The 26,933-nt window shown below is 75.8% G+C and carries 2 protein-coding genes; both read right to left on the bottom strand.

What is annotated here, in order from left to right:
- Position 1: 1 nt before the first annotated feature.
- Positions 2-11,818, bottom strand: coding sequence for an SDR family NAD(P)-dependent oxidoreductase (locus ACFZBX_RS02715; protein ID WP_391531438.1), 11,817 nt, complete (start codon positions 11,816-11,818; stop codon positions 2-4).
- A gap of 40 nt (positions 11,819-11,858) precedes the next feature.
- Positions 11,859-26,918, bottom strand: a complete 15,060-nt coding sequence (locus tag ACFZBX_RS02710) for a type I polyketide synthase (protein WP_391531098.1) — start codon at positions 26,916-26,918, stop codon at positions 11,859-11,861.
- Positions 26,919-26,933: the final 15 nt, after the last annotated feature.

Below are 26,933 nucleotides of genomic sequence, written 5' to 3'. Positions count from 1 at the left end.
GTCATGCGGATCCCAACTGCCGGTCGATGTAGTCGAACACCTCGTCGTCGCTGGCCGCCTCGATCAGGTCGGGGGCGAGGTCGTCCACGTCACCCGTGGGGCGGACGGTGGTCGCCGGTGTCCCGCCGGGCAGCGGACGGGACAGCACTTCCCGTATCCGGGCGGCGAGTTCGTCACTGACGCCGTCCGGCGGCAGGGCGGCGAGCAGGGTCTCCAGGGTGTCGAGACCGGCCCGGACGGCCGCATCGCCCGTCGGGCGGGCGGTGGTGACCCGCTCGGCGAGGTGGCGTGCCATCGCCTCCGGGGTGGGGTGGTCGAAGACGAGCGCGGCCGGCAGCCGCAGCCCGGTCGAGGACGCCAGCCGGTTGCGCAGTTCGACCCCGGTGAGGGAGTCGAAGCCGAGGTCCTTGAACGGGCGGGCCGGGCGGACCAGGTTCGGCGAACTGTGGCCGAGCACCGCCGCGGCGTTGCCGCGCACCAGGTCCAGCAGGGTCCGGTACAGCTCGGCCTCGGGCAGCTCGGCGAGCTGCCGCGTCATCGAGCGGGCCGGTGCCGCGGCGGAGGCGGAGGCGGCGCCGGTACGGGCGGGGCGGACCAGGCCGCGGAGCACGGCGGGCAGCCGGTCGTCCGCCCTCAGCACGGACGGGGCGATCCTGGCCGCGAGCCGGAAGGCGTACGGGGAGTCCAGTGCCGCGTCGAACAGGGCCAGGCCCTCCACCGAGGTCAGCGCGCCCGCCCCGGCGCCCCGGCCCGTGGTGACCGCGGCCGTCATCTCGCTGCGCTCCTCCCACAGCCCCCAGCCGATGGACAGGCCGGGCAGCCCCTCGGCCCGGCGTTCGGCGGCGAGGGCGTCGAGGACGGCGTTGGCAGCGGCGTAGTTCGCCTGCCCCGCAGCGCCGAACTGGGCGGCGCCCGAGGAGAACAGGACCAGCGCCGCGAGGTCGAGGTCCCGGGTGAGTTCGTGCAGGGCCAGCGCCGCGTCCGCCTTGGGCCGCAGGACGCGGTCGAGCCGGTCCGGAGTCAGCCCGGCGATCGTGGCGTCGTCCAGGACACCGGCCGCGTGGACGACGGCGGTCAGCGGGTGCGCGGCGGGCACCGACCCGAGCAGGGCGGCGAGCGCGGCGCGGTCGGCGACGTCGCAGGCCGCGACCGTCACCGACGCCCCGAGCCCGGTCAGTTCCCGGACCAACTCCGGCATGCCGTCGGCGGATCCGCCCCGGCGGCCCGCCAGCAACAGGTGCCGGGTGCCGTGCGCGAGGACCAGGTGCCGGGCCAGGAGCCGTCCCAGGGTGCCGGTGGCCCCGGTGACCAGGACGGTCCCCTCGGGGTCCGGCGGAGCGGGCAGCAGCAGGACGTTCTTGCCGACGCCCCGGGCCTGGCTGAGCGAGCGCAGGGCGGCGGGGGCCTGCCGGACGTCCCAGCCGGTGACCGGCAGGGGACGCAGCACTCCCTGCTCGAACAGGCCCAGGACGTCGGCGAGCATCTCGCCGATGCGCTCCGGACCGGCCTCCATCAGGTCGAACGCCCGGTAGCGCACCCCGGGGTGCTGCCGGGCGACCGTCTCGGGGTCGCGGACGTCGGTCTTGCCCATCTCCACGAACCGGCCGCCGTTGGGCAGCAGCCGCAGACCGGCGTCGACGAACTCCCGCGCCAGGCTGTCGAGCACGACGTCGACGCCCCGCCCGCCGGTGGCCGTCAGGAACTTCTCGGCGAAGTCGGTGGTGCGGGTCGAGGCGATGTGTGTGGCGTCCAGTCCGCCGGCCCGCAGGACGTCCCACTTGGCGGGCGAGGCGGTCGCGAACACCCGCGCACCGGCGTGCCGCGCGAGCTGCACCGCCGCCATGCCGACACCGCCGGCCGCGGCGTGGACCAGCACCGATTCCCCGCGCCGCAGTCCGCCGAGATCGAACAGACCGTAGTAGGCGGTGAGGAACACCACCGGCACGGATGCGGCGCGGGCGAAGGACCAGCCCGCCGGTATCCGGGCGACGCTGCGGCGGTCGGCGACGGCGGTCGGGCCGAAAGCGCCCCCGAAGATCCCCATCACCCGGTCCCCGGGCACCAGGTCGTCCACCCCCGGGCCCACCTCGATGACGGTTCCGGCGCCCTCACTGCCCAGGCCCTGCTGTTCGGGGTCGGGGTCCAGGCCGAGCGCGGCGATGACGTCGTGGAAGTTCAGCCCGGCGGCGCGCACCGCGATCCGCACCTCACCCTTGCCCAGCGGGGCGAGGACCGCGGGAGCGGGCTCCACCGCGATGTCCTCCAGGGAGCCCCGGCCGTCGGTGGTGAGCCGCCAGGCGGCGCCGTCCGGCAGGGACAGCGTGCCGTCCGGCCGGCCGCCGCGGACCAGCCGCGGCAGCAGCGGCGGTCCGGTCCGCAGCGCCAGTTCGGGCTCCCCGGCGGCGAGCGCCGCGGGCAGGGCGTCCGCCGGCTCGCCGGTCCCGGCCGCGTCGATGAGGACGAAGCGCCCGGGGTGCTCGGCCCGCGCGCTGCGCACCAGGCCCCACAGGGCCGCCTGGGCGGGATCGACAGGACGGTCGACCGGTCCGGTACGGACCGCGTCCCTGGTGAGCAGGGCCAGCCTGGCCGCGGCGAACCGCTCGTCGGCCAGCCACTGCTGGACGAGGGCGAGACCCTGGTGCGCGGTGGCGCGGACCCGGTCGGCGGGGTCGGGCAGGTCGGCGGTGGCGACGGACGCCACGATCACCTCGGGAAGGGCGGCGCCCGCTTCGAGGGCGGCCCCCAGGGCGTCGATGTCCTGCCATGACACCGCGCCGGGGACGGCACCGCCGAGGGCGGCCCAGGAGGGCACGGCGCTGTCGGCCGGGTCGGTGGCCGGGGTCCAGTCGAGGCGGTACAGCAGGTCGGCGTGGGCGGTCGCGGAGAGCGGCCCGCCCGCGGCCGGGGGCCGCAGCAACAGGGCCTCCACGCCGAGCACCTGCCGTCCGGACAGGTCGTGGGCGTGCAGGGTCACGGTGTCCGGCGCGTCGGTGGCGAGCCGCACGCGCAGCGTGGTGGCACCGGTGATCCCGCCGGTCACGCCGTTCCAGCTGAAGGGCAGCCGGGCCCGGCCGTCCTGGTCGGGCAGCAGTGCGGCGCTCTGGAGGGCCGCGTCCAGTAGCGCGGGGTGCAGCACGCATCCGGCGGCGTCGGCGTGCTGCGGCTCCGGCAGCACCACCTCGGCGAACACCTCGCCGTCGCGGAGCCATGCAGCACGGACGCCGCGGAAGGCGGGGCCGTAGTGGTAGCCGGCCTCGGCGAAGCGCTCGTAGAGGTCGCCGGTGTCCACGGGTTCGGCGCCGGACGGCGGCCAGCTCAGCAGACCGGCCGCGGCTCCGGCTGGGTCCCCGTCGGGCCGGAGTGCCAGCGTGCCGGTGGCGTGCTCGGTCCAGGGCGCGTCGGCGTCCCGTGTCGTACGGGCGAACACGCTGAGCCTGCGCCGACCGTCGCCGTCGGGCCCGGCGACCCGGAGCTGCAGGTGGACGGCTCCCTCCTCCGGGAGCACGAGCGCCGTTCCGAGGGTGAGTTCCTCGACCACCGGGCAGTCCGCCTCGGCCCCGGCGCGCAGCGCGAGTTCGAGAAAGGCCGTGCCGGGCAGCAGGACCGTCCCGGCCACGGCGTGGTCGGCGAGCCAGGGGTGGGTACGCAGCGAGATCCGGCCGCTGAGCAGCAGCTCGTCGGAGTCCGCGACCTGCGTCGCCGCACCGAGCAGTGGGTGCCCGGTCGTGGCGAGACCCGCCGAGGCGACGTCCCAGCTCGTGGTCGGAACGTCGAGCCAGTAGCGGCTGCGCTGGAAGGCGTACGTCGGCAGCTCGACCCGCCGCGCCCCCGGGAACGCACCCGACCAGTCCACCTCAAGTCCGCGCTCCCACGCACGGCCCACCGCACGCAGGACCTGGTCCGGGCCGCCTTGTTCACGCCGCAAGGTCCCCAGCACCGCGGCCTCCACACCCGCGGCCTCCACCGACTCCCCCACCGCCACGGCCAGCACCGGGTGCGGACTGGACTCGACGAAGAACCGGAAACCCTCCCCCAGCAACGCCTCCGTGGCCTTCCCGAACTCCACCGTCTCCCGCAGGTTCCGATACCAGTACCCGGCGTCGAGGAACGTCGTGTCCAGCCAGCCACCCGTCACCGTCGAGAAGAACGGCACCGAACCCGCGACAGGAGTGATCCCCTCCAGATCGGCGAGCAACTGCTCACGGACCTCCTCCACATGCGCGGAGTGCGACGCGTAATCGACCTCGATCAACCGCGCCCGCACCCCCTCCCCCAACGCCGCGACCGCGTCCGCGTCGCCCGACACCACCGTCGACGACGGACCGTTCACCGCCGCCACCGACAACCGGCCCGCCCACGCGGCGATGCGCTCCCGCGCCACCTCCACCGGCAGGGGCAGGGACGCCATACCACCCCGGCCCGCCAACGTCCCCACCGCACGCGAACGCAACGCCACCACCCGCGCCCCGTCCTCCAGACTCAGGCCACCCGCCACCACCGCGGCCGCAACCTCACCCTGGGAGTGGCCCACCACCGCGTCCGGAACAACCCCGAACGAACGCCACACCTCCGCCAGCGACACCATCACCGACCACAGCACCGGCTGCACCACATCCACCCGCGCCAACAGCACCTCGGAACCCAACGCCTCCGCCAACGACCAGTCGACGTAAGGCTCCAGAGCCCGCCCGCACTCCGCCATCCGCTCCGCGAACACCACCGACCCGGCCAACAACTCCGCAGCCATCCCCACCCACTGCGAACCCTGCCCCGGAAACACCAGCACCGAACGACCGGAAACCAACCCGCCACCGGACACCGCGGCACCCTGCGCCAGCGCGGTCAGGTGCTCGGCAAGGTTCTCCTCCGTATCCACCAGCACCGCGCGGTGTCCCAGCGCACCGCGGCCCGTGGCCAGGGAGAAGGCCACGTCCACGGCGCGGACGCCCGACCCGTCGCCGATCCGGGCCGAAAGTGCCGCGGCCTGGGCCCTCAGCGCCTCCGGAGTGCGCGCCGAGAGGAGCAGGGGGACGGCGGCCGGCACGGTCTCCGGTGTCCCGGACCCGTCAACGGGCGTGTCCGCGGAAGCCGTCGGGTCGGCTGGGGCCTGTTCGAGGATGACGTGGGCATTGGTGCCGCTGACGCCGAAGGAGGACACCCCGGCCCGGCGCGGACGGCCCGTGTCGTCCCACGGACGGGCCTCCGTCAGCAGTCGGCCTGCTCCCGCCGCCCAGTCCACCTCGGGCGTCGGACCGTCCACGTGCAGCGTCCTGGGCATCACCCCGTGCCGCAGGGCGAGCACCGACTTGATGACCGCCGCCACACCGGCGGCCGCCGAGGCGTGTCCGATGTTGGACTTCAGCGAGCCGATCCACACTGGACGGTCCGCCGGACGGTCCTGCCCGTACGTCGCCAGCAGCGCCTGCGCCTCGATCGGGTCGCCCAACCGCGTCCCCGTACCGTGCGCCTCCACCACATCCACGTCCGGCGCCGACAACCCCGCGTCCGCCAGCGCCGCCCGGATCACCCGCTGCTGGGAGGGGCCGCTCGGCGCGGTCAGGCCGTTGCTCGCACCGTCCTGGTTCACCGCCGAACCCCGGATCACCGCCAGCACCGGATGCCCGTTGCGCCGCGCGTCCGACAGCCGCTCCACCAGCAGCATGCCGGCGCCCTCGCCGAAGGCGGTCCCGTCGGCCGCCGCGGCGAAGGACTTGCAGCGGCCGTCCGGGGCGAGTCCGCCCTGTCGGCTGAACTCGACGAACAGTTCGGGGCTGCACATCACGTTGACGCCGCCGGCCAGGGCCAGCGAGCATTCGCCGGACCGCAACGCCCGGACCGCCAGGTGCAGGGCCACCAGCGAGGACGAGCACGCCGTGTCCACGGTGACCGCGGGGCCTTCCAGGCCGAAGAAGTAGGCCAGACGTCCGGAGACGATGCTTCCCGAGTTGCCGGTGCCGAGGAATCCTTCGACGTCCTCGGGGATGTAGGGCAGCAGCCGGGCCGCGTAGTCCTGCTGCATCAGGCCGACGTACGTACCGACCGGGGCGCCGCGCAGGGCGGCCGGGTCGATGGCCGCGCGCTCGAAGAGTTCCCAGGTGGTCTCCAGGAGCAGCCGCTGCTGCGGGTCCATGGCCAGGGCCTCGCGCGGCGAGATGCCGAAGAACTCCGCGTCGAAGTCGGCCGCGTCGTACAGGAAGCCGCCGTCGCGGGTGATGGAGGTGCCGATGCGGTCGGGGTCGGGGTCGTAGAGGGCTTCGATGTCCCAGCCGCGGTCGGTGGGGAACGCGGAGATGCCGTCGCGGCCCTCGGCCAGCATCCGCCACAGGTCCTCGGGTGAGCGGACACCGCCGGGGAGGCGGCAGGCCGCGGCGACGATCGCGATCCGGTCGTCGTCCGCATCCCGGTTCCGGTCGGCCGGCCTCGCGGGCACGACGGCCGTGGCCGCTTCCGTGTCCGTGAGCCCGGCGCCCAGGAAGCCCGCGAGCGCCGCCGGGGTCGGGTGGTCGAACACCAGGCTGGCGGGAAGCCGGAGGCCGGTGGCGGTGTTCAGGCGGTTGCGCAGTTCCACCGAGGCCAGTGAGTCGAATCCCAGTTCGCGGAAGGCCCGTCCGGGGTCGAGGGCGTCCGGGGAGGCGTGGCCGAGGACGGCTGCCGCGTGGGTGCGGACGAGTTCGACCAGCAGCCGGGTCCGTCCGGTGCCGTCGAGGGCCGCGAGGCGCAGGCGCAGGGCGTTGTCGTCGGCCGTCGCCTCCGCGGCCGTGGCCGCCCGGCGCGGCGGTGTGCGCACCAGGCCGCGCAGCAGCGGCGGCAGAGCGCCGTCCGCCGCCGCGGACCGCAGGGCCGCGGTGTCGAGGCGCATCGGGACCAGGGCGGCCAGGTCCACGGTGAGGGCGGTGTCGAAGAGCGCGAGTCCTCGCTCGGTGGACAGTGGCGGCATCCCGGACCGGGCGAGGCGTCGGACGTCGTCCTCGTCCAGGTGTCCGGTGAGGGCGCTGGGCTGCTCCCACAGGGTCCAGGCCAGGGACTGGCCGGCCAGTCCCGCCGCCCGGCGCTGGGCGGCCAGGGCGTCGAGGAAGGCGTTGGCGGCGGCGTAGTTCGCCTGTCCGGGTCCGCCGAAGGTGCCCGCGGCCGAGGAGAAGAGCACGAAGTGCGTGAGGTCGAGGCCGCGGGTCAGCTCGTGCAGGTGGAGGGCGGCGTCGGCCTTGGGGCGCAGCACGGCGTCCACCCGTTCGGGGGTGAGCGCGGTGACGACGCCGTCGTCGAGGGTGCCCGCGGTGTGGACCACGGCGGTCAGCGGGTGCGCGGGCGACAGGTCCGCGAGTACGGCGGCCAGGGCCGCCCGGTCGGCGGCGTCGCAGGCGACGACGGCGGTCTCGGCCCCCAGCGCGGCGAGTTCGGCCCGCAGTTCGTCGGCTCCGGCGGCGGCCGGGCCGCTGCGGGACAGCAGGAGGAGGTGCCGGACGCCGTGCCCGGCGACCAGGCGACGGGCGACCTGGGAGCCGAGCAGGCCGGTGCCGCCGGTGATGAGGACCGTGCCGTCCGGGTCGAAGGCCCGGAGGGTCGCTGCCGCACCGTCCGCGAGGTCCGGGTCGTTCCTGAGGACCCGGACCAGCCGGGGGACGCGGACGTCGTCGCCGCGGACAGCGGACTGCGGTTCTCCCGAGGCAAGGGCCGCGGCGACGCCCGCGGAGGTGCCGTGCTCGTCGTCCGCGTCGAGGTCGAGCAGGGCGAAGCGCCCGGGGTGTTCGGACCCGGCCGAGCGGACCAGGCCCCAGAGCGCGCTGTGCGCGGGGTTGCGTACGCCCTCCCCGTCCGTGGCGCCGACCGCGCCCCGGGTGGCGAACACCAGGCGCGAACCGGCGAAGCGGTCGTCGGCGAGCCAGGTCCGGACGTCGGCGAGGGCCTGGTGGACGGCCGCGCGGACCGCCGCGGCCGGTCCGGCCGTGTCCGCGGGCTCCGCGCGGGCGAGCAGGACCGTTTCGGGCACCGGGGCTCCGGCGTCGACGGCGGCCAGCAGCGTGGCCAGGTCCGCAGTGCGGTGGACGGGTGCGCCGCTGCCGCGCGGGGGTGCGGTGACCCACTCCGTCGTGTAGAGGTCCTGGTGGTGGCGGCCCTGGGAGGCGGGGTCGGCGCCGAGGCCGACCGTTCCCGCGGGCCGCAGGACCAGCGCGTCCACGGTCGCCACGGGGGCGCCGGTCGCGTCGGCGACGGCGAGCGTCACCGTGTCGGGCCCGGCCGGGGCGAGCCGGACGCGGATCGCGTCGGCGCCGGTGGCATGCAGGGTCACGCCGTTCCAGGAGAACGGCAGCCGCCCCTCGGGGTGAGCGTCCGCGCCGGGGGTGCCGGGCACGCCGGTGGCGTGCAGGGCCGCGTCCAGCAGGGCCGGGTGCAGGCCGAAGCGGGCGGCGTCGGGTGCGGGTCCGGCGGGCACGACGGCCTCCGCGAACAACTCGTCGCCGCGCCGCCAGGCCGCACGCAGCCCCTGGAAGGCGGGACCGTAGGCGAATCCGCCCGCCGCGAAGCGGTCGTACAGTCCGTCGAGGGCGAGGGGTTCGGCGCCGGGCGGCGGCCAGGGCATCGGCCGGCCGGCCTCGGCCCCTGCCGCGCCGTCCTGGGCCAGGACGCCTTCGGCGTGCCTGGTCCACTCGTCGTCGGCGTCGCCGTCGGCGGGTGTGTCCGGCCGGGAGTGCAGGCTGAGCCGGCGGTGGCCCAGGGAGTCGGGGGCGCCCACGGTGAGGCGCAGCACGGTGCCGCCGTGTTCGGGCAGCACCAGGGGGGCCTCAAGGGTGAATTCCTCGACCCGGGGGCAGCCGACGCGGGCTCCGGCCTGGAGCGCGAGTTCCAGGAAGGCGGTGCCCGGGAGCAGTGCCCGGCCGCCGACGGCGTGGTCGGCGAGCCACGGGTGGGTGCGGGCCGACAGGCGGCCGGTGAGGAGCAGGCCGTCGCTGTCGGCGAGGACCACGACGGCGCCCAGCAGCGGATGGTCCGCGGGGGTCAGCCCGGCGGAGGTGACGTCGGCGACGGGCGCGGCGCCGTCCTCCAGCCAGTACGGGTCGCGCTGGAAGGCGTAGGTGGGCAGTTCCACCCGTCCGGGGCGGCGGCCGGCGAAGACGGTGTCCCAGTCCGGGGAGACTCCGCGCAGGTGGAGCTCGGCCAGGGACTCGGTGAACCGGCGTGGGCCGCCGTCGTCGCGGCGCAGGGTGCCCACGGCGGTGGCGTCGGCGCCCGCGTCCTCGGCGGTCTCCAGGACGCCGACGGTGAGGACGGGGTGCGGGCTGCTCTCCAGGAGGACCTGGTAGCCGTCGGCGAACAGGGCGCGGGTCGCCTGTTCGAAGCGGACGGTCCCGCGGAGGTTGCGGTACCAGTAGTCGGCGTCCAGGGCGGTGGTGTCCTCCAGCAGGCCGCCGCTGAGGGTGGAGTAGAAGGGGATGGCGGACGGGCGGGGGGTCAGTCCGTCGAGCCGGGCGAGCAGTTCGGCGCGGATGTCCTCGACGTGGGCGCTGTGCGAGGCGTAGTCGACGGGGATGCGCCGGCTGCGGATGTCCAGGGCCGTCGTCCGCTCAAGGAACGCGTCGAGCGCGTCGGTGTCGCCGGAGACCACGGTGGAGGCGGGTCCGTTGACGGCGGCGACGGAGAGCCGGCCGTCCCAGGGGGCGAGGTGTTCGGCGAGGTGTTCGGCGGACAGGGCCACCGAGGCCATGCCGCCGCGGCCGGACAGGGCGCGGATCGCCCGGCTGCGCAGGGCGACGACCCGTGCCGCGTCGTCCAGGGAGAGGGCGCCGGCGACGCACGCCGCCGCGATCTCGCCCTGGGAGTGGCCGATGACGGCGCCGGGGGTGATGCCGTGGGAGCGCCACAGTTCGGCCAGGGAGACCATGACGGCCCACAGCACCGGCTGCACCACGTCGACGCGTTCGGCCGGCGGGGTGCCGGGGGCGCCGCGCAGGACGGCTTCCAGGGACCAGTCGACGAAGGGGGCCAGGGCGCGCTCGCAGTCCGCGATGCGGGCGGCGAAGGCGGGGGCGGAGTCGAGGAGTCCGACGGCCATGCCGGCCCATTGGGATCCCTGTCCGGGGAACACCAGGGCGACCTCACCGCCGGTTCCGGCGGGGCCGAGGACCAGGCCGGGGACGGTACGGCCGGCGGCCAGGGCGTCGAGGCCGGCCCGGAACTCCTCGGGGTGGGTGCCGATCAGGACCGCCCGGTGCTCGTGCGCGGCGCGGGTCGTCGCGAGGGCGTGGCCGACCTCGGCCGGGCCGGGCCCGGGGTGGGCGTCGAGGTGGTCGCGCAGCCGTGCGGCCTGGGCGCGCAGCGCTTCGGCGGTGCGTCCGGAGAGCACCCAGGGGATGACGGGCGGCGGTGTGCCGTCGGGGTCCGTGGTGTGCCGGGCGGCGCCCTGCCCGTCGGGGTCGGCGGGGTCCGCGAGGTCCCCGGGGTCGTCCCCCTGTTCCAGGACGACGTGTCCGTTGGTGCCGCTGACGCCGAAGGAGGACACCGCGGCCCGGCGCGGCCGTCCGGTCTCGGGCCAGGGGGTGTTCGCGGTGACCAGGCGGACCGCGCCCGCGGTCCAGTCGATCTGCGGGGACGGGTCCTGCGCGTGCAGGGTGGGCGGGACGGTGCCGTGCCGCATGGCGAGGACGGTCTTGATGACGCCGCCGACGCCGGCCGCCGCCTGGGTGTGCCCGATGTTGGACTTCAGCGAGCCGAGCAGCAGCGGCTGCCCGTCCGCGCGGCCCTGCCCGTAGGTGGCCAGCAGGGCCTGGGCCTCGATCGGGTCGCCCAGCGGGGTGCCGGTGCCGTGCGCCTCGACCACGTCCACGTCGGCGGGGGTGAGTCCGGCGTTGGCCAGGGCGTGGCGGATGACGCGCTGCTGGGCGGGGCCGTTGGGGGCGGTGAGCCTGCTGCTGGCGCCGTCCTGGTTGACGGCGGTGCCGCGGATCAGGGCGAGGACCGGGTGGCCGTTGCGCCGGGCGTCGGTGAGGCGCTCCAGCAGGAGCATGCCGACGCCCTCGCCCCAGCCGGTGCCGTCGGCCGCGGCGGCGAAGGACTTGCAGCGGCCGTCCCGGGCCAGGCCGCCCTGGCGGCTCATCTCCACGAACGGGACGGGGGTCGACATGACCATCGCGCCCCCGGCCAGGGCCAAGGTGCAGTCGCCGGCCCGCAGGGCCTGGGCGGCGAGGTGGATGGCGACCAGCGAGGAGGAGCAGGCGGTGTCGATGCTGACCGCCGGGCCCTCCAGGCCGAAGGTGTAGGCGACGCGGCCCGAGGCGACGCTGTCGGAGCTGCCGTTGCCGACGTAGCCGGCCACGTCGTCGGGGACCTGACGCAGCCGTACCGCGTAGTCCTGGTACATCACTCCGGCGAAGACCCCGGTCCTGCTGCCCCGCAGGGCCGCGGGGTCGATGCCGGCCCGTTCGAACGCCTCCCAGGTGGTCTCCAGGAGGAGCCGCTGCTGGGGGTCCATCGCGAGCGCTTCGCGCGGGGAGATCCCGAAGAACCCGGGGTCGAAGTGCCCGACGTCGTCGAGGAAGCCGCCCAGGGCGGTGTGGCTGGTGCCCTCGCGCAGCTGTTCCGGGTCGTCCAGGTGGTCCAGGTCCCAGCCCCGGTCGCGGGGGAAGCCGGTGATGGCGTCGGTGCCGTCGGTGACCAGGCGCCACAGGTCCTCGGGGGACCGTACGCCGCCGGGGTAGCGGCAGCTCATCGCGACGACCGCGATCGGCTCGCGGCCCGCTTGCTCCGCCTCGGTCAGGCGTCGGCGGGTGTGGTGCAGATCCGCCGTCACGCGCTTGAGGTAGTCCCTCAGCTTGTCGTCGTTCACCATCGGGAGCCGCCGTCCTGGTTCGGGTGTCGGGTCGGTGTCATGACAGGCCGAGTTCGTTGTCGATGAGGTCGAAGAGTTCGTCGTCGCTGGCGCCGTCCATGCGGTCCTCGATGGAGTCGTCGGCCGTGCCGGCGCCGTCGGCCGCGGTGGCCGCCGGGTCGAGGCGGCCCAGGAGTTCCCGGAGCCGGTCGGCGAGCCGTTCGCGGTCCGCCGGGTCGTCGAGGGCGCCGTCGAGGGTGCCTTCCAGGCGGTCCAGTTCGGCGAGGCCGAGGACCGGGCCGGGCCCGGCGTCGGGGACCAGTTCGGCGGCCAGGTGTCCGGCGATCGCGGCCGGGGTGGGGTGGTCGAAGAGCAGGGTGGCCGGCAGGGGGTGGCCGGTGGCGGCGCGCAGCCGGTTGCGCAGTTCCACCGCGGTCAGCGAGTCGAAGCCGACCTCCAGCAGACCGCGTCCGGGCTCGACCGCGGCCGGGCCGCTGTGGCCGAGCACCAGGGCGGCGTGGGAGCGGACCAGGTCGAGGAGCACCCGGGCGCGCTGGGTGTCGTTGAGGGAGGCGAGGCGCTGCTTCAGGGCTTCGGGCCCGTCGGGGCCGGTGCCGGCGGCGGGGCCCGCGCTGCCGCGCCGGGCGGCGGGGCGCACCAGGCCGCGCAGCAGGGCGGGGACGCCGCCGGTGGCGGCCTGGGCGCGGACGGCCGCGGTGTCGAGCCGCAGCGGGAGGACGACCGGCTCGTCGAGGGCGCCGGCCGTGTCGAAGAGCGCCAGTCCCCGGGCCGGGTCGAAGGCGACGATCCCGCCCCGGGCGATCCGTCGCAGGTCGGCCTCGGTGAGCCCGCCGGTCATCCCGGTGCTGTTGGCCCACAGGCCCCAGGCGAGGGAGCGGCCGGGCAGCCCGTCGGCGCGGCGCCGGTGGGCCAGTGCGTCCAGGAAGGCGTTGGCGGCGGCGTAGTTGCCCTGGCCCATGCCGCCGAAGACTCCTGCGATGGACGAGAACAGGACGAACTCGGACAGGTCCAGGCCGGCGGTGAGTTCGTGCAGGTTGATCGCCGCGTCCACCTTGGGGCGCAGGACGAGGTCCAGCTGCTCGGGCGTCATGGCGGCGACGACGCCGTCGGCCAGGACGCCCGCGGCGTGCACCACCCCGGTCAGCGGGTGCGCGGGGGGCAGGGCGGCCAGCAGGGCCGCGAGGGCGTCGCGGTCGGCGGCGTCGCAGGCGGCGATCTCGGCGTGCGCGCCCAGGGCGGCGAGTTCGGCGAGGAGTTCCGCCGCACCGTCGGCGGCGGGGCCGCTGCGGCTGGTCAGCAGCAGGTGCCGGACGCCGTGTTCGGCGGCCAGGTGGCGGGCGACGTGGGCGCCGATGGCACCGGTGCCGCCGGTGATCAGGACGGTTCCGTCGCCGCCCCAGCCGGGTGTGCGCCCGGTGGCGGCCAGCGGTACCCGGGCCAGCCGGGCGATGTGGACGGCCCCGGCCCGGATCGCGAGCTGGGGTTCCCCGGACGCGAGGGCTTCGGCGAGTACGGCGGGCGGGGTCTCGTGGGCGTCCAGGTCCAGCAGGACGAAGCGGTCGGGGTTCTCGGTCTGCGCCGAGCGGACCATGCCCCAGAGCGCGGCCAGGGCCGGGTCCGGGACGTCGTCGCCGGTGACCGGGACCGCGCCCGCGGTGACCAGGACCAGCTTGGAGCCGGTCAGGCGCTCGTCGGCCAGCCAGCCGCGCAGCAGGGCGAGGACCGTGCCGAGGCCGTCGTGGACCGCGTCGCGGAGGGTGCCGGGCGGCGCGTACGGGGCCGGGGCGGGCGGGCAGGCGGCCAGCACCAGCCGGGGCGGCGGGGCGCCCGCGTCGAGCAGTGCGGACAGCGCGGCGAGGTCGGTGACCGTACGGCCGGGGAGCGGCGCCGCGCCGGAGGGCAGCGGCGTCCCGGTGCCGAGCACCGTCCAGGACTCCGGGTCGGGAGCGGAGCCCGCCGCCGTCGCGGCGCGCTCGGGCAGAGCCTGCCACTCGGGGCGGAACAGTTCCTCGTGGTGTCCGGCGCGGGTGGCCTTGAAGCGGTCGGGCGAGACGGGCCGCAGGACGAGGGAGCGGGCCGAGACCACCGGCCGCCCGGTGGCGTCGGTCGCCAGGACGGCGACGGCGTCGCGGCCGGTGGGGGTCAGCCGCAGCCGGAGTTCGGCGGCCCCGGAGGCGTGCAGGCGCACCCCGTCCCAGGAGAACGGCAGCCAGCCCTGGGCGGGTCCCTCCAGTACGTCGAACACCAGAGCGTGCAGGGCGGCGTCCAGCAGGGCCGGGTGCAGGCCGAACGCGGCGGCGTCCGGCTGCTGCCGCTCCGGCAGGCTCGCGACGGCGTACACCTCGTCGCCGAGCCGCCAGGCCGCGCGCAGGCCCTGGAACGCGGGGCCGTAGGCGAACCCGCCGGCCGCGAAGCGGTCGTACAGGCCCTCCGTGTCGAGGGGGACGGCTCCGGGCGGCGGCCAGGCCGCGGGGTCCGCCGGGTCGACCGGGTCGGGTTCTCCGGCGACGGTGAGCAGGCCGCTCGCGTGCCGGGTCCAGGGGGTGTCGGGGCCGTCGTCGGCGGCCCGGGCGTGGATGCTCAGCGGGCGGGTGCCGGAGGCGTCCGGGCTTCCGACGGTGAGCTGGAGTGCGACGCTTCCGCCCGCCGGGAGCACCAGCGGTGCCTCCAGGGTCAGTTCCTCGACCTGGTCGCAGCCGACCTGGTCGCCGGCGCGGACCGCGAGTTCCAGGAACGCGGTGGCGGGGAACAGCACGCCCTCGTAGACGCCGTGGTCGGCCAGCCAGGGGTGGCTGCGGACCGAGAACCTGCCGGTGAAGAGGAAGCCGTCGGAGTCCGCGAGTTCCGTTCCGGCGCCGAGCAGCGGGTGGTCGACCGTCAGCAGTCCGGCCGCGGGCAGGCCGGCCGTGGCCGGGCCGGCCTCCAGCCAGTAGCTGCCGCGCTGGAAGGCGTAGGTCGGCAGGTCGACGGCGGAGCGGGACGGGCCGCCGGAGTGGACGGCGTTCCAGTCCACGGGGACGCCCGTGACATGTAGCCGGGCCAGAGCGGCCGTCGCCGCGGGGGCTTCGGGCCGGTCCTTGCGCAGCAGGGGCACCAGCACGGAGCTGCCGGTGGCGCCGGTCAGGCAGTCCTGGCCCATGGCGGTGAGCGCGCCGTCGGGTCCGAGTTCCAGGAACGCGGTCACGCCGTCGCGTTCCAGGTGGCGCACGCCGTCCTGGAAGCGGACGGTGCCGCGCACGTGCTCCACCCAGTAGTCCGGCGAGCCGAGCTGCTCGGCGGTGGCCGGCTCGCCCGTCAGGTCGGAGATGACGGGGACGGCGGCCTCCCCCGGGACGATCCGTGCCGCGACCTCGCGGAACCCGGCGAGCATCGGCTCCATGAGGGGCGAGTGGAAGGCGTGGGAGACCCGCAGCCGGCGGGTCTTGCGGCCGCGCGCGGCGAGCACGGCCGCGATCTCGTCCACCGCCGCCGCGTCGCCGGAGATCACGGTCGAGGCCGGGCCGTTGACCGCGGCGAGGCCGACGTCGCTCTCGCGGCCCGCGAGCAGCGGCAGCACCTCCTCCTCCCCGGCGGCGAGGGCGGCCATCGCACCGCCCGCCGGGAGGGCCTGCATCAGCCGTCCCCGCGCGACCACCAGCCGCGCGGCGTCGGCCAGGGTGAGCACCCCGGCGACGTGGGCGGCGGCCAGCTCTCCCACGGAGTGGCCGAGCAGCCGGTCGGGACGCACGCCCCAGTGCTCGACGAGACGGAACAGTGCGACACCGAGGGCGAACAGGGCGGGCTGGGTGTACTCGGTGCGGTCCAGCAGGCCGTGGCCGGGGTCGCCGGGGGCGGCGTCGATCACCTCCCGCAGCGGGCGGTCGAGCAGCGGGTCGAGTTCCGCGCAGACCGCGTCGAAGGCGTCGGCGAAGACCGGGAACCGCGCGTACAGTTCGGCGCCCATGCCGGTGCGCTGGCTGCCCTGGCCGGGGAACAGGAAGGCGGTCCTCACGGCCGGGCCGGTGACACCGGTCACCAGGTCCGCCGACGGCTCGCCGGCGGCGAGGGCGGTGAGCCCCTGGACCAGGGTCTGCCGGTCCGTGCCGGTGAGGGCGGCCCGGTGCTCGAAGGCGCTGCGGTTCAGCGCGAGGGAGCGGCCCAGGTCCGCGACGGCGAGGGCCGGGGCGTTCTCCACGTGCCGGAGCAGCCGGGCGGCCTGCTCCCGCAGCGCGTCCGCGCCGCGGCCGGAGAGCAGCCAGGGCAGGGCGGGGGCGACGGGCGTGCCGGGGGTCGGCGCGGGGGCCGCGGCCGGGGCCGGTTCGGTGGGCTGTTCAAGGATGGTGTGCGCGTTGGTGCCGCTGACTCCGAAGGACGACACCGCGGCCCGCCGGGGGCGGCCGGTCTCCGGCCACGGGGTGTCGTCGGTGAGCAGCCGGACCGCGCCGGCCGACCAGTCGACGTGGGGTGTCGGCGTGTCGACGTGGAGGGTGCGCGGCAGCGCCCCGTGCCGCATGGCCTGCACCATCTTGATGATGCCGGCGACTCCGGCGGCGGCCTGGCTGTGTCCGATGTTGGACTTCAGCGACCCCAGCCACAGCGGCTGCCGCGCGTCGCGTTCCCGGCCGTACGTGGCCAGGAGCGCCTGGGCCTCGATCGGGTCGCCCAGCCGGGTCCCGGTGCCGTGCGCCTCCACCGCGTCGACCTCGGAGGCGGTCAGTCCGGCGTCGGCGAGGGCCGCCCGGATGACCCGCTGCTGGGAGGGTCCGTTGGGGGCGGTCAGGCCGTTGCTGGCACCGTCCTGGTTGACGGCGGAGCCGCGTACGAGGGCGAGCACCGGGTGGCCGTTGCGCCGGGCGTCCGAGAGGCGTTCCAGGACGAGCAGTCCGGCGCCCTCGGCCCAGGAGGTGCCGTCGGCGGCGGCGGCGAACGGCTTGCAGCGGCCGTCCTCGGCGAGGACCCGTTGCCGGCTGAACTCCACGAACACGCCCGGTGTCGACATCACGGTGACCCCGCCCGCGAGCGCCAGCGAGCATTCGCCCGCCCGCAGCGACCGGGCCGCGAGGTGGACCGCGACCAGCGACGAGGAGCACGCCGTGTCGACGGTCACCGCGGGCCCTTCGAGGCCGAGGCTGTAGGAGATCCGCCCGGACGCCACGCTGCCCGCGCTGCCGATGCCGAGGTAGCCCTCGAACTCCTCGGAGGGTTCGGCGACGCGCGACCCGTAGTCGTGGTGGCTGCATCCGACGAAGACGCCGCTCGCGCTGCCCTTGAGTGACAGCGGGTCGATGCCGGCCCGCTCGATCGCCTCCCAGGAGAGTTCGAGCAGCAGCCGCTGCTGCGGGTCCATGGTCAGCGCCTCACGCGGGGAGATCCCGAAGAAGGCCGGGTCGAAGCGGTCGGCGTCGTGGAGGAAGCCGCCTTCCCGCGCGTAGGTGCTGCCGACCCGCTCCGGGTCCGGGTCGTAGAGGCCGTCCAGGTCCCAGCCCCGTCCGGTGGGGAAGCCGGTGATCGCGTCCCGCCCGCCCGCGACGAGCTCCCACAGTTCCTCGGGCGTGCTGACGCCGCCGGGGTAGCGGCAGCTCATGGCGACCACGGCGATCGCCTCGTCCTCGGGCACCACGGCGGCCGCGGGCACCTGCCCGGGAGCGTCGGGCGTCTGTGTGACGGGCGCCCCCGGCAGTTCGGTGCGCAGGTGTCCGGCCAGGGCCGTGGCCGTGGGGTAGTCGAAGGCCAGGGTCACCGACAGGCGCAGGCCGGTGGCCGCGGCGAGCCGGTTGCGCAGTTCGACGGCGATCAGCGAGTCGAAGCCGATGTCCTTGAACGCCTGGTCGGGTCCCACCGCCTCGGGCCCGGGGTGGCCGAGCACGGCGGCGACCTCGTGGCGGACCAGGTCCAGCAGGGCCCGGTCCCGCTCCGCCGGGGGCAGAGCGGTCAGCCGCAGGACCGCCGGCTCGGCGCCGTCGGCCGTGCTCAGGGACCCGCCCGCGGCGGCGAGTACGTCCCGTACCTCGGGCAGGTCCCCGAGGGCGGCACTGGGCCGCAGCGCGGTGAACGCCCGCGTGAAGCGGTCCCAGGCGAAGTCGGCGACGACGACGGCCGTGTCGTCGTGGTCGAGGGCCTGGCGCAGCGCGAGCGTGGCCACCGCGGGATCCATGGCGGGCAGGCCGTCGCGGATCAGCCGTTCAGCGACCGCTCCGGAGGCGAGGCTGTCGCCGCCCCACAGGCCCCAGGCCACCGAGGTGCCGGGCAGTCCGAGGTCGCGGCGCTGCCGGGCCAGGGCGTCGAGGTAGGCGTTGGCGGCGGCGTAGCTGCCCTGGCCGGTGCCGCCGAGCGTGCCGGCGAGCGAGGAGAACAGCACGAAGGCGGTCAGGTCGAGTTCACGGGTGAGCGCGTCGAGGTTGCGTGCGCCGTCGAGCTTGGGGCGCAGCACGCCGGCCGCGCGTTCGGGGGTGATCGAGTCGATCACCCCGTCGTCGAGGACGCCCGCGGTGTGCAGGACGGCGCGCAGCGGGCGCTCGGCCGGGATGCCGGCGAGCAGCTCCGCCAGTGCGTCGCGGTCCGCGACGTCACAGGCCGCCGCGGTGACGGCGGCGCCGAGTCCGCGCAGTTCGGCCAGCAGGGCGTCGGCCCCCGGGGCCTGGGCGCCGCGCCGGCTGGTGAGCAGCAGGTGCGCGGTGCCGGTGCGGGCGAGCCATCGGGCGATCTGGGCACCGAGGCCGCCGGTGCCGCCCGTGATCAGGACCGTGCCCTCGGCTGCCCAGTCGCGTACGGGGGCGGTGTCACCGAGTCCGGCGTGGACGACCCTGCGGCCGTAGAGGCCGGTGGCGCGCACCGCCAGCTGGTCCTCGCCGTCGGGGCTCGTCAGTGCCTCGGCGAGCCGGGTCGCGGCCCGGTCGTCGAGCCGTCGCGGCAGGTCCACCAGGCCGGCCCACCGCTGCGGGTACTCGACACCGGCGACCCCGCCGAGGCCCCAGACCAGGGCCTGGAGCGTGCTGTCGATCCGGTCGGAGCGCCCGACCGACACCGCGCCCCGGGTGGCGCACCAGAGCGGGGCGTCGGCGCCGAGGTCGCCCAGGGCCTGGAGGAGTGCGACCGTCAGGGCGAGTCCGTGGGGAAGCGCCGATCCGTCGCCGTGCGGTTCTTCGGCCAGGGCGAGCAGCGACAGGATTCCGGCGGGCGGCCCGTCGGTGCGGTCGTGGGCGTCGCCGAGCAGTCCGGCGAACCGTTTCCGGTCGGTCGCGTCGGGGCCCGCCTCGACCAGGACGGGTGTGGCGCCGTGTTCGCGCAGGGAGTCCGCGGCGAACGCGACGGCCGGGTCGTCGGCGGCGCCGGCCGGGGCGACGACGAGCCAGCTGCCGGTGAGCCGGGGCCGCTCGGGTGCCGGCAGGGGCTTCCAGACGACCCGGTAGCGCCAGCTGTCGGCGGTCCGGTCGTCGGCCCGGCCGCGCGCCCACTCGGCGAGGGTGGGCACCAGGGAGGCGAGGGAGGCCCGCAGTTCCCCGTCCTCGACCCGCAGGGTGGTGGCGAGGGCGTCCAGGTCCCCGCGGTCGACCGCCTCCCAGAAGCCGGAGTCGGCCGGGCCGGTCACGGCGTCAGTGCCGGTGATGGCGTCGGCGGGCCGGTCGGGGGCGGTGTCCAGCCAGTAGCGCTGCTGCTGGAAGGCGTAGGTGGGCAGGGCCCGCTTGCGCGCGCCGGTTCCGGCGAACACCGTGCCCCAGTCCACCGGCAGTCCACGGACCTGGAGTTCGGTGAGCGCGGCAAGGAAGCGGCCGGGGCCGCCATCGGCGCGGCGCAGGGTCCCGACGACGGCCCCGTCGCCGGCCCCGGCCGCTTCGACGGCCTGCTGGAGCCAGACGGTCAACGCGGGGTGGGTGCTGCACTCGACGAAGGTGTGGTGTCCGTCGGCGATGAGCGCGTCGACCGCCCGTCCGAACTCCACCGGCCGGCGCAGGTTCTCGTACCAGTACGCGGCGTCCAGGCCCAGGGTGTCCAGGGGGCCGCCGCTGACCGTGGAGTAGAACGGGATGCCGGACGTCCGCGGCGCGGTGCCGGCGAGGAGGGTGAGCAGTTCCTCCCGGAGCTCCTCCACCTGGGGCGAGTGTCCGGCGAAGTCCACGCCGGGGACCGGCCAGGTCAGGACGCCCGCCTCGGAGTACTGCTCGCGCAGTCGTTCCAGTGCCGCCGGATCGCCGGAGACCGTCACCGACGTCGGCCCGTTGACCGCGGCGACGTCGAGTGCCCCGTCGTGGGCGGACAGAGTGTCGCGCACGGCTTCGACCGGCTGCGGCACGAACAGCATGCCGCCGCGTCCGGTCAGGGCCAGCAGGGCCCGGCTGCGCAGGGCGACGATCCGGGCCGCGTCGTCCAGCGAGAGCGCGCCGGCCACGCAGGCGGCGGCGATCTCCCCCTGGGAGTGGCCGACCACGGCGTCGGGGACGATCCCGTGCGCCCGCCACAGCTCGGCCAGCGACACCATCACGGCGAACAGCACCGGCTGCACCACGTCCACCCGGTCCAGCGGGGGCGCGTCGGGCTCCTCCCGCAGGACCGCGAGCAGCGACCAGTCCAGGTGCGGGGCGAGGGCGCGTTCACAGGCCGCGATCCGGTCGGCGAAGGCCGGGGCGTGGTCGAGCAGTTCCCGGGCCATGCCGGCCCACTGGGATCCCTGGCCGGGGAAGACGAAGACGGTCCTGGCCGACCGGGCGACGGTGCCTTCGACCAGGCCGGGTGCGCGGTCTCCCGCGGCCAGCGCGGCCAGGCCGCCCAGCAGGGCCGCGCGGTCGTCGCCGACGACGGCTGCGCGGTGCTCGAAGGCGGTCCTGGTGGTGGCCAGGGAGTAGCCGACGTCGGCGGACGACAGCTCCGGACGTTCCGTCAGGTACGCGTGCAGCCGCTCCGCCTGGGCCTTCACGGCCTCGGCGGTCCGCCCGGACAGGACCCACGGAACGGCGGCCTGCGGAGTGCCCGGACCCGTCGGACCGGACACGTCGGACGGCCCGGCGGCGGGTACGGGGGCGAACCCGGCGGCGGGTACGGGGGCGGGCTCGGCGAGCGGCTGCTCGATGACGACATGGGCGTTGGTGCCGCTCAGGCCGAACGAGGACACTCCGGCCCGGCGCGGTCGGCCGGTCTCCGGCCAGGGTGTGGCCTCGGTCAGCAGGGCGACGGCGCCCGCCGTCCAGTCGACGTTCGGGGACGGCCGGTCGATGTGCAGGGTCCGCGGCAGCTCACCGTGCCCCATGGCCAGCACCATCTTGATGATGCCGCCGACCCCGGCGGCGGCCTGGGTGTGCCCGATGTTCGACTTCAGCGACCCGAGCCACACCGGCCTGTCGGCCGGCCGGTCCTGGCCGTAGGTGGCCAGCAGCGCGTCGGCCTCGATCGGGTCGCCCAGCCGGGTACCGGTGCCGTGCGCCTCGACGGCGTCCACGTCGGCGGCCGTCAGCCGGGCGTTCGCCAGCGCGTCGCGGATCACCCGCTGCTGGGCCAGGCCGCTGGGCGCGGTCAGCCCGTTGCTCGCGCCGTCCTGGTTGATCGCCGAGCCGCGCAGCACCGCGAGCACCGGGTGGCCGTTGCGGCGGGCGTCCGAGAGGCGTTCCAGGAGCAGCAGGCCCACGCCCTCGGCCATGCCGAACCCGTCGGCCGAGGCGGCGAAGGACTTGCAGCGCCCGTCCTCGGCGAGCCCGCGCTGCCGGCTGAAGCCGGTGAACGACAGCGGGGTGCCCATCACCGTGGCGCCGCCCGCCAGTGCCAGCGCGCATTCGCCCGAGCGCAGCGACTGCGCGGCGAGGTGGACCGCCACCAGTGACGAGGAGCAGGCCGTGTCCACGGTCACGGCGGGCCCCTGGAGGCCGAGTTGGTAGGCGACCCGCCCGGACAGGACGCTGGTGGAGATGCCCGCGATGAACAGGCCCTCCAGTTCCTCGGGGATGTCGCGCAGGGTGCCGCCGTAGCCCTGGTAGGAGGCGCCCGCGAAGACGCCGGTCGGGGTGCCGTGCAGGGACGCCGGGTCGATACCGGCGCGCTCGATCGCCTCCCAGGAGGTTTCGAGCAGCAGTCGCTGCTGCGGGTCCATGGCCAGGGCCTCGCGCGGCGAGATCCCGAAGAACCCGGGGTCGAAGCGGTCCGCGTCGCTGACGAATCCGCCGGCGGCGGTGTAGCTCCTGCCGGGCCGGTCGGGGTCCGCGTCGTACAGCGCGTCGAGGTCCCAGCCCCGGTCGGACGGCAGCCCGGAGACGGCGTCGCGCCCGTCGGCGACCAGGCGCCACAGGTCCTCGGGGGTGCGTACGCCGCCGGGGTAGCGGCAGCTCATGGAGACGATCACGATGGGGTCGTCGTCCACGGCGGGTGCCGCCGACGGGGGCTGCCGGACGGTGGCGGGCTCCTCGGCGGCGCCCAGCAGTCCGGTCTCCAGGCGCCGGGCGAGCGCGGTCGCCGACGAGTAGTCGAAGACGACGGTGACCGGGAGCCGCAGGCCGGTGGCGGTGTTGAGCCGGTTGCGCATGTCCACGGCGGTCAGGGAGTCGAAGCCCAGGTCGCGGAAGGCCCGGCCGGGAGCCACCGCGTCCGGCGAGTCGTGGCCGAGGACGGCGGCGGCCTGGTTCCGGACCAGGTCGACCAGCACCCTGGTCCGCTCGGCCGCCGGAAGCGGCGCCAGCCGGTCGCGCAGCGCCGAGGGCGTTCCCTCGTCCCCGCTCCCGCCGGTCTCCGGTTCGGCGGCCAGCGCGGTGCGCACCTCGGGGAGTTCCCCGATCAGCGGGCTGGGGCGCGCCGAGGTGAAGACCGTCGCGAAGCGGTCCCAGTCGATGTCGGCGACCACGACCACCGTCTCGTCGTGGTCCAGGACCTGCTGGAGCCCGGTGATCGCGACCGAGGGCGGCATGAAGAGCACGCCGTGGCCGCGCAGGGTCTCCTCCACCAGGCCGGCCGCCATCCCGGCCCCGCCCTCGGGGCTCCAGATCCCCCACACCACGGAGGTCGCGGCGAGGCCGCGACTCCTGCGGTCCTCGGCGAGGCCGTCGAGGTAGGCGTTGGCGGCGGCGTAGGCGCCGTGGACGGCGCTGCCCCACACCCCGGAGATGGAGGAGAACAGCACGAACGCGTCGAGCGTGTCCCGGTCGAAGAGCAGGTCCAGGTTCCTGGCCCCGCCGGCCTTGGCGTGGAGGGTGTCGGCGAACTCGTCCAGGTCGGTGGCGGGCAGCGGCACCAGCAGCCCGGCGCCCGCGGCGTGGAAGACGGTACTGATCCGGTGGCCGTCCTGTTCGAGGCCGTCCTTCAGTGCGCGCAGGGCCTCCAGGTCGGCGACGTCGCACGAGGCCAGGGTGACCCGGGCGCCGAGGGCGGCCAGTTCCTCGGAGAGCTCCGGCGCGCCCGGCGCCTCCGCGCCGCGCCGGCTGACCAGCACCAGGTGCCCGGCTCCCCGCCGGGCCAGCCAGCGCGCGATCTGCGCGCCGATCCCACCGGTACCGCCGGTGATCAGCACGGTGCCCTCGGGCCGCCAGCTGCGCCGCGGCGCGGTGTCGCCCAGGACGGACCGGACCAGCCGCCGGCCGTGGCAGCCGGTGGCCCGTACGGCCACCTGGTCCTCGTCCCCGGCCTCGCCGGCCAGCACCCGGCACAGCCGCGCGGCGGTGTCCGTGTCCAGGACCTCCGGGAGGTCGATCAGACCGCCCCAGCGCTGCGGGAACTCCAGCGCGGCGACCCGGCCCAGACCCCAGAGCAGGTTCTGCCCGGCGCTGACCGCACGACCGGTGTCCGTGCCCCCGACCGACACCGCGCCCCGGGTCGCCCACCACAGGGGCGCGTCGATCCCGGCGTCGCCGAGGGACTGCACCAGGGCCAGGTTGAGCGCGGTGCCCAGCGGGACGGAGGAGTGCGCCGAGTGCGGGCGCTCGTCGAGGCCCAGCAGCGACAGCACTCCCGTCACCGGGCCGGGCAGCGCGCCGAGGGACGCGCGGACCCGGTCGGCCAGCACGGCGCGGTCGGCCTCCGCCTCGGTGATCCGTACATGGACCACCGAGGCCCCGGCCTGTTCCATCACGTGGACGGTCGCATCCGAGCGGCGCACCCCGTCCTCGGGCTGACCGTCCGACGACAGGACGAGCCAGCTGCCGTCCAGTGCGACCGGGGGGCCCTCGGGCAGGGCCCGCCAGGTCACGCGGTAGCGCCAGGAGTCGACCACGGAACGCTCGGTGCGCTCGGCGCGCCAGGTGGCGAGCGCGGGGAGCACCACGTTCAGCGGGGCCTCGGGCGCGACCCCGAGGGTCGTGGTGAACCGGTCCAGGTCACCCCCGCCCAGGGCCTCCCAGAAGTCGTCGCCCTCCGAGGATGTTCCGGCAGGGCCGCCCGCCGCGGGGCCGGTGTCCTCCAGCCAGTACGGGCGGCGCTGGAAGGCGTAGGTGGGCAGGCGGACGCCGCCCGGACGGTGTCCGGCGAACACCCGGTCCCAGTCGGGCAGCAGGCCGCCCACGTGGGCCTCTCCCAGGGACGTGAGGAAGCGGTCGAGGCCGCTCTCGCCGCGCCGCAGCGTGCCCACGACCACGGCGGGGCCCTGCGCGGAACCGGCGGTGTCGGCCGCGTCGGCGGTCTGCTGGACACCGAAGGCGAGCACGGGGTGCGGGCTGGACTCGACGAAGAACCGGAAACCCTCCCCCAGCAACGCCTCCGTGGCCTTCCCGAACTCCACCGTCTCCCGCAGGTTCCGGTACCAGTACCCGGCGTCCAGCGCCTTCGTGTCCAGCCGGCCACCCGTCACCGTCGAGAAGAACGGCACCGAACCCGCGACAGGGGTGATCCCCTCCAGATCGGCGAGCAACTGCTCACGGACCTCCTCCACATGCACGGAGTGCGACGCGTAATCGACCTCGATCAACCGCGCCCGCACCCCCTCCCCCACCAGAGCCTCCACCAACGCGACGACCGCATCCGCGTCACCCGACACCACCGTCGACGACGGACCGTTCACCGCCGCCACCGACAACCGCCCCACCCACGGGGCGATGCGCTCCCGCGCCACGTCCACCGGCAGGGGCAGGGACGCCATACCACCCCGGCCCGCCAACGTCCCCACCGCACGCGAACGCAACGCCACCACCCGCGCCCCGTCCTCCAGGCTCAGGCCACCCGCCACCACCGCGGCCGCAACCTCACCCTGCGAATGACCCACCACCGCGTCCGGAACGACGCCGAACGCACGCCACACCTCCGCCAGCGACACCATCACCGACCACAGCACCGGCTGCACCACATCCACCCGCGCCAACAGCGCCTCGGAACCCAACGCCTCCGCCAACGACCAGTCGACGTAAGGCTCCAGAGCCCGCCCGCACTCCGCCATCCGCTCCGCGAACACCACCGACCCGCCCAGCAACTCCGCAGCCATCCCCACCCACTGCGAACCCTGACCCGGGAACACCAGCGCCACCCGACCGGACGACACACCGTCGCCCCGCACCAGGCCCGGCACCGAGCGGTCCTCCGCCAGCGCCTTCACGCCGTCGAGCAGCCGGTCCGGGTCGGTGCCCACCACGACGGCCCGCCGCTCGAAGGCGGTACGCGTGAGGGCGAGGGCGCGGCCGGTGTCGGCGGCCCGCAGGGGTCCGGGGGCGGTGCCCAGGTGTGCCAGCAGCCGGGCCGCCTGGGCGCGCAGCGCTTCGTCGGTACGCCCCGAGAGCACCCAGGGCAGCGGGTGCGCATCGCCGTCGGCCGCGGCTTCGGCCACCGGTTCGGCGTCCTCCGCCGGGGCCTGTTCCAGGATCAGATGGGCGTTGGTGCCGCTGACCCCGAAGGCGGACACGCCCGCCCGGCGCGGACGGCCCGGGTCGTCCCACGTGCGGGCCTCGGAGAGGACCTCCACGGCTCCCGACGACCAGTCCACCATGGGCGTCGGCCGGTCCGCGTGCAGGGTCCTGGGCAGTTCGCCGTGCTCGATCGCCAGCACCATCTTGATGACGCCGCCCACTCCGGCCGCCGCCGAGGTGTGGCCGATGTTCGACTTCAACGAGCCGAGCCACAAAGGCCGTTCGGCGGGCCGACCCTGTCCGTACGTGGCCAGCAGGGCCTGTGCCTCGATCGGGTCGCCGAGGGTGGTGCCGGTGCCGTGCGCCTCCACCACGTCCACCTCGGGCGCCGTCAGCCCCGCGTCCGCCAGCGCCGCCCGGATCACCCGCTGCTGGGAGGGGCCGCTCGGCGCGGTCAGGCCGTTGCTCGCACCGTCCTGGTTGGTGGCCGAACCCCGGATGACGGCCAGCACCGGGTGCCCGTTGCGCCGCGCGTCCGGCAGCCGCTCCAGCAGCAGGACGCCGGCGCCCTCGGACCAGCCGGTTCCGTCCGCGTCGGCCCCGAACGCCTTGCAGCGGCCATCGGCCGACAACGCGCGCTGGCGGCTGAACGCCACGAACGCGTCGGGGGTCGCCATCACCGACACCCCGCCGGCCAGGGCCAGCGTGCAGTCGCCGGCCCGCAGGGCCCGGATCGCCAGATGCAGGGCGACCAGCGAGGAGGAGCAGGCCGTGTCCACGGTCACCGCGGGGCCTTCCAGACCCAGGGTGTAGGCGATCCGGCCGGAGACCACGCTGCTCGCGGTCCCGGTGTCCAGCAGGCCCTGGACATCGGGGAGGTGGCGCGAGCCCGCGCCGTAGCCGTTGCCGATCGCCCCGAGGAAGACACCCGTGCCGGTGCGCCGCAGCGTGCGGGGATCGATCGCGGCCCGCTCGACCGCCTCCCAGGCGGTCTCCAGTGCCAGCCGCTGCTGGGGGTCCATGGCCAGGGCCTCGCGCGGCGAGATGCCGAAGAACTCCGCGTCGAACTCGGCCGCGTCGTGCAGGAAGCCGCCGTGCCGGGTGTAGGAGGTACCGGGCCGCTCGGGGTCCGGGTCGTAGAGGCCCTCCAGGTCCCAGCCGCGGTTGACCGGCCAGGCGGAGATCGCGTCGGCGCCCCGGGAGACCAGGTCCCACAGTCGTTCGGGCGTGTCGGCGCCGCCGGGATAGCGGCAGGCCATGGAGACGATGGCGATCGGTTCGTGGCGGGCCTGCTCGGCCTCGCGCAGCTGCCTCCGGGCGTCACCCAGGTCCGCGGTGGCGCGCCTGAGGTAGTCGAGCAGCTTCTTGTCGTCGGACATCAGTGCCAGCTCTCT

The sequence above is a fragment of the Kitasatospora sp. NPDC008115 genome, assembly GCF_042957205.1.
Taxonomy (GTDB): domain Bacteria; phylum Actinomycetota; class Actinomycetes; order Streptomycetales; family Streptomycetaceae; genus Kitasatospora.
Note: the sequence above shows the minus strand (reverse complement) of the source record. Positions and strands in the feature narration are given on the sequence as shown.

What these genes read in the sequence shown, in the direction of transcription:
- ACFZBX_RS02710 (WP_391531098.1), bottom strand. Translation starts at nt 26,918, where the DNA reads ATGTCCGACGACAAGAAGCTGCTCGACTACCTCAGGCGCGCCACCGCG.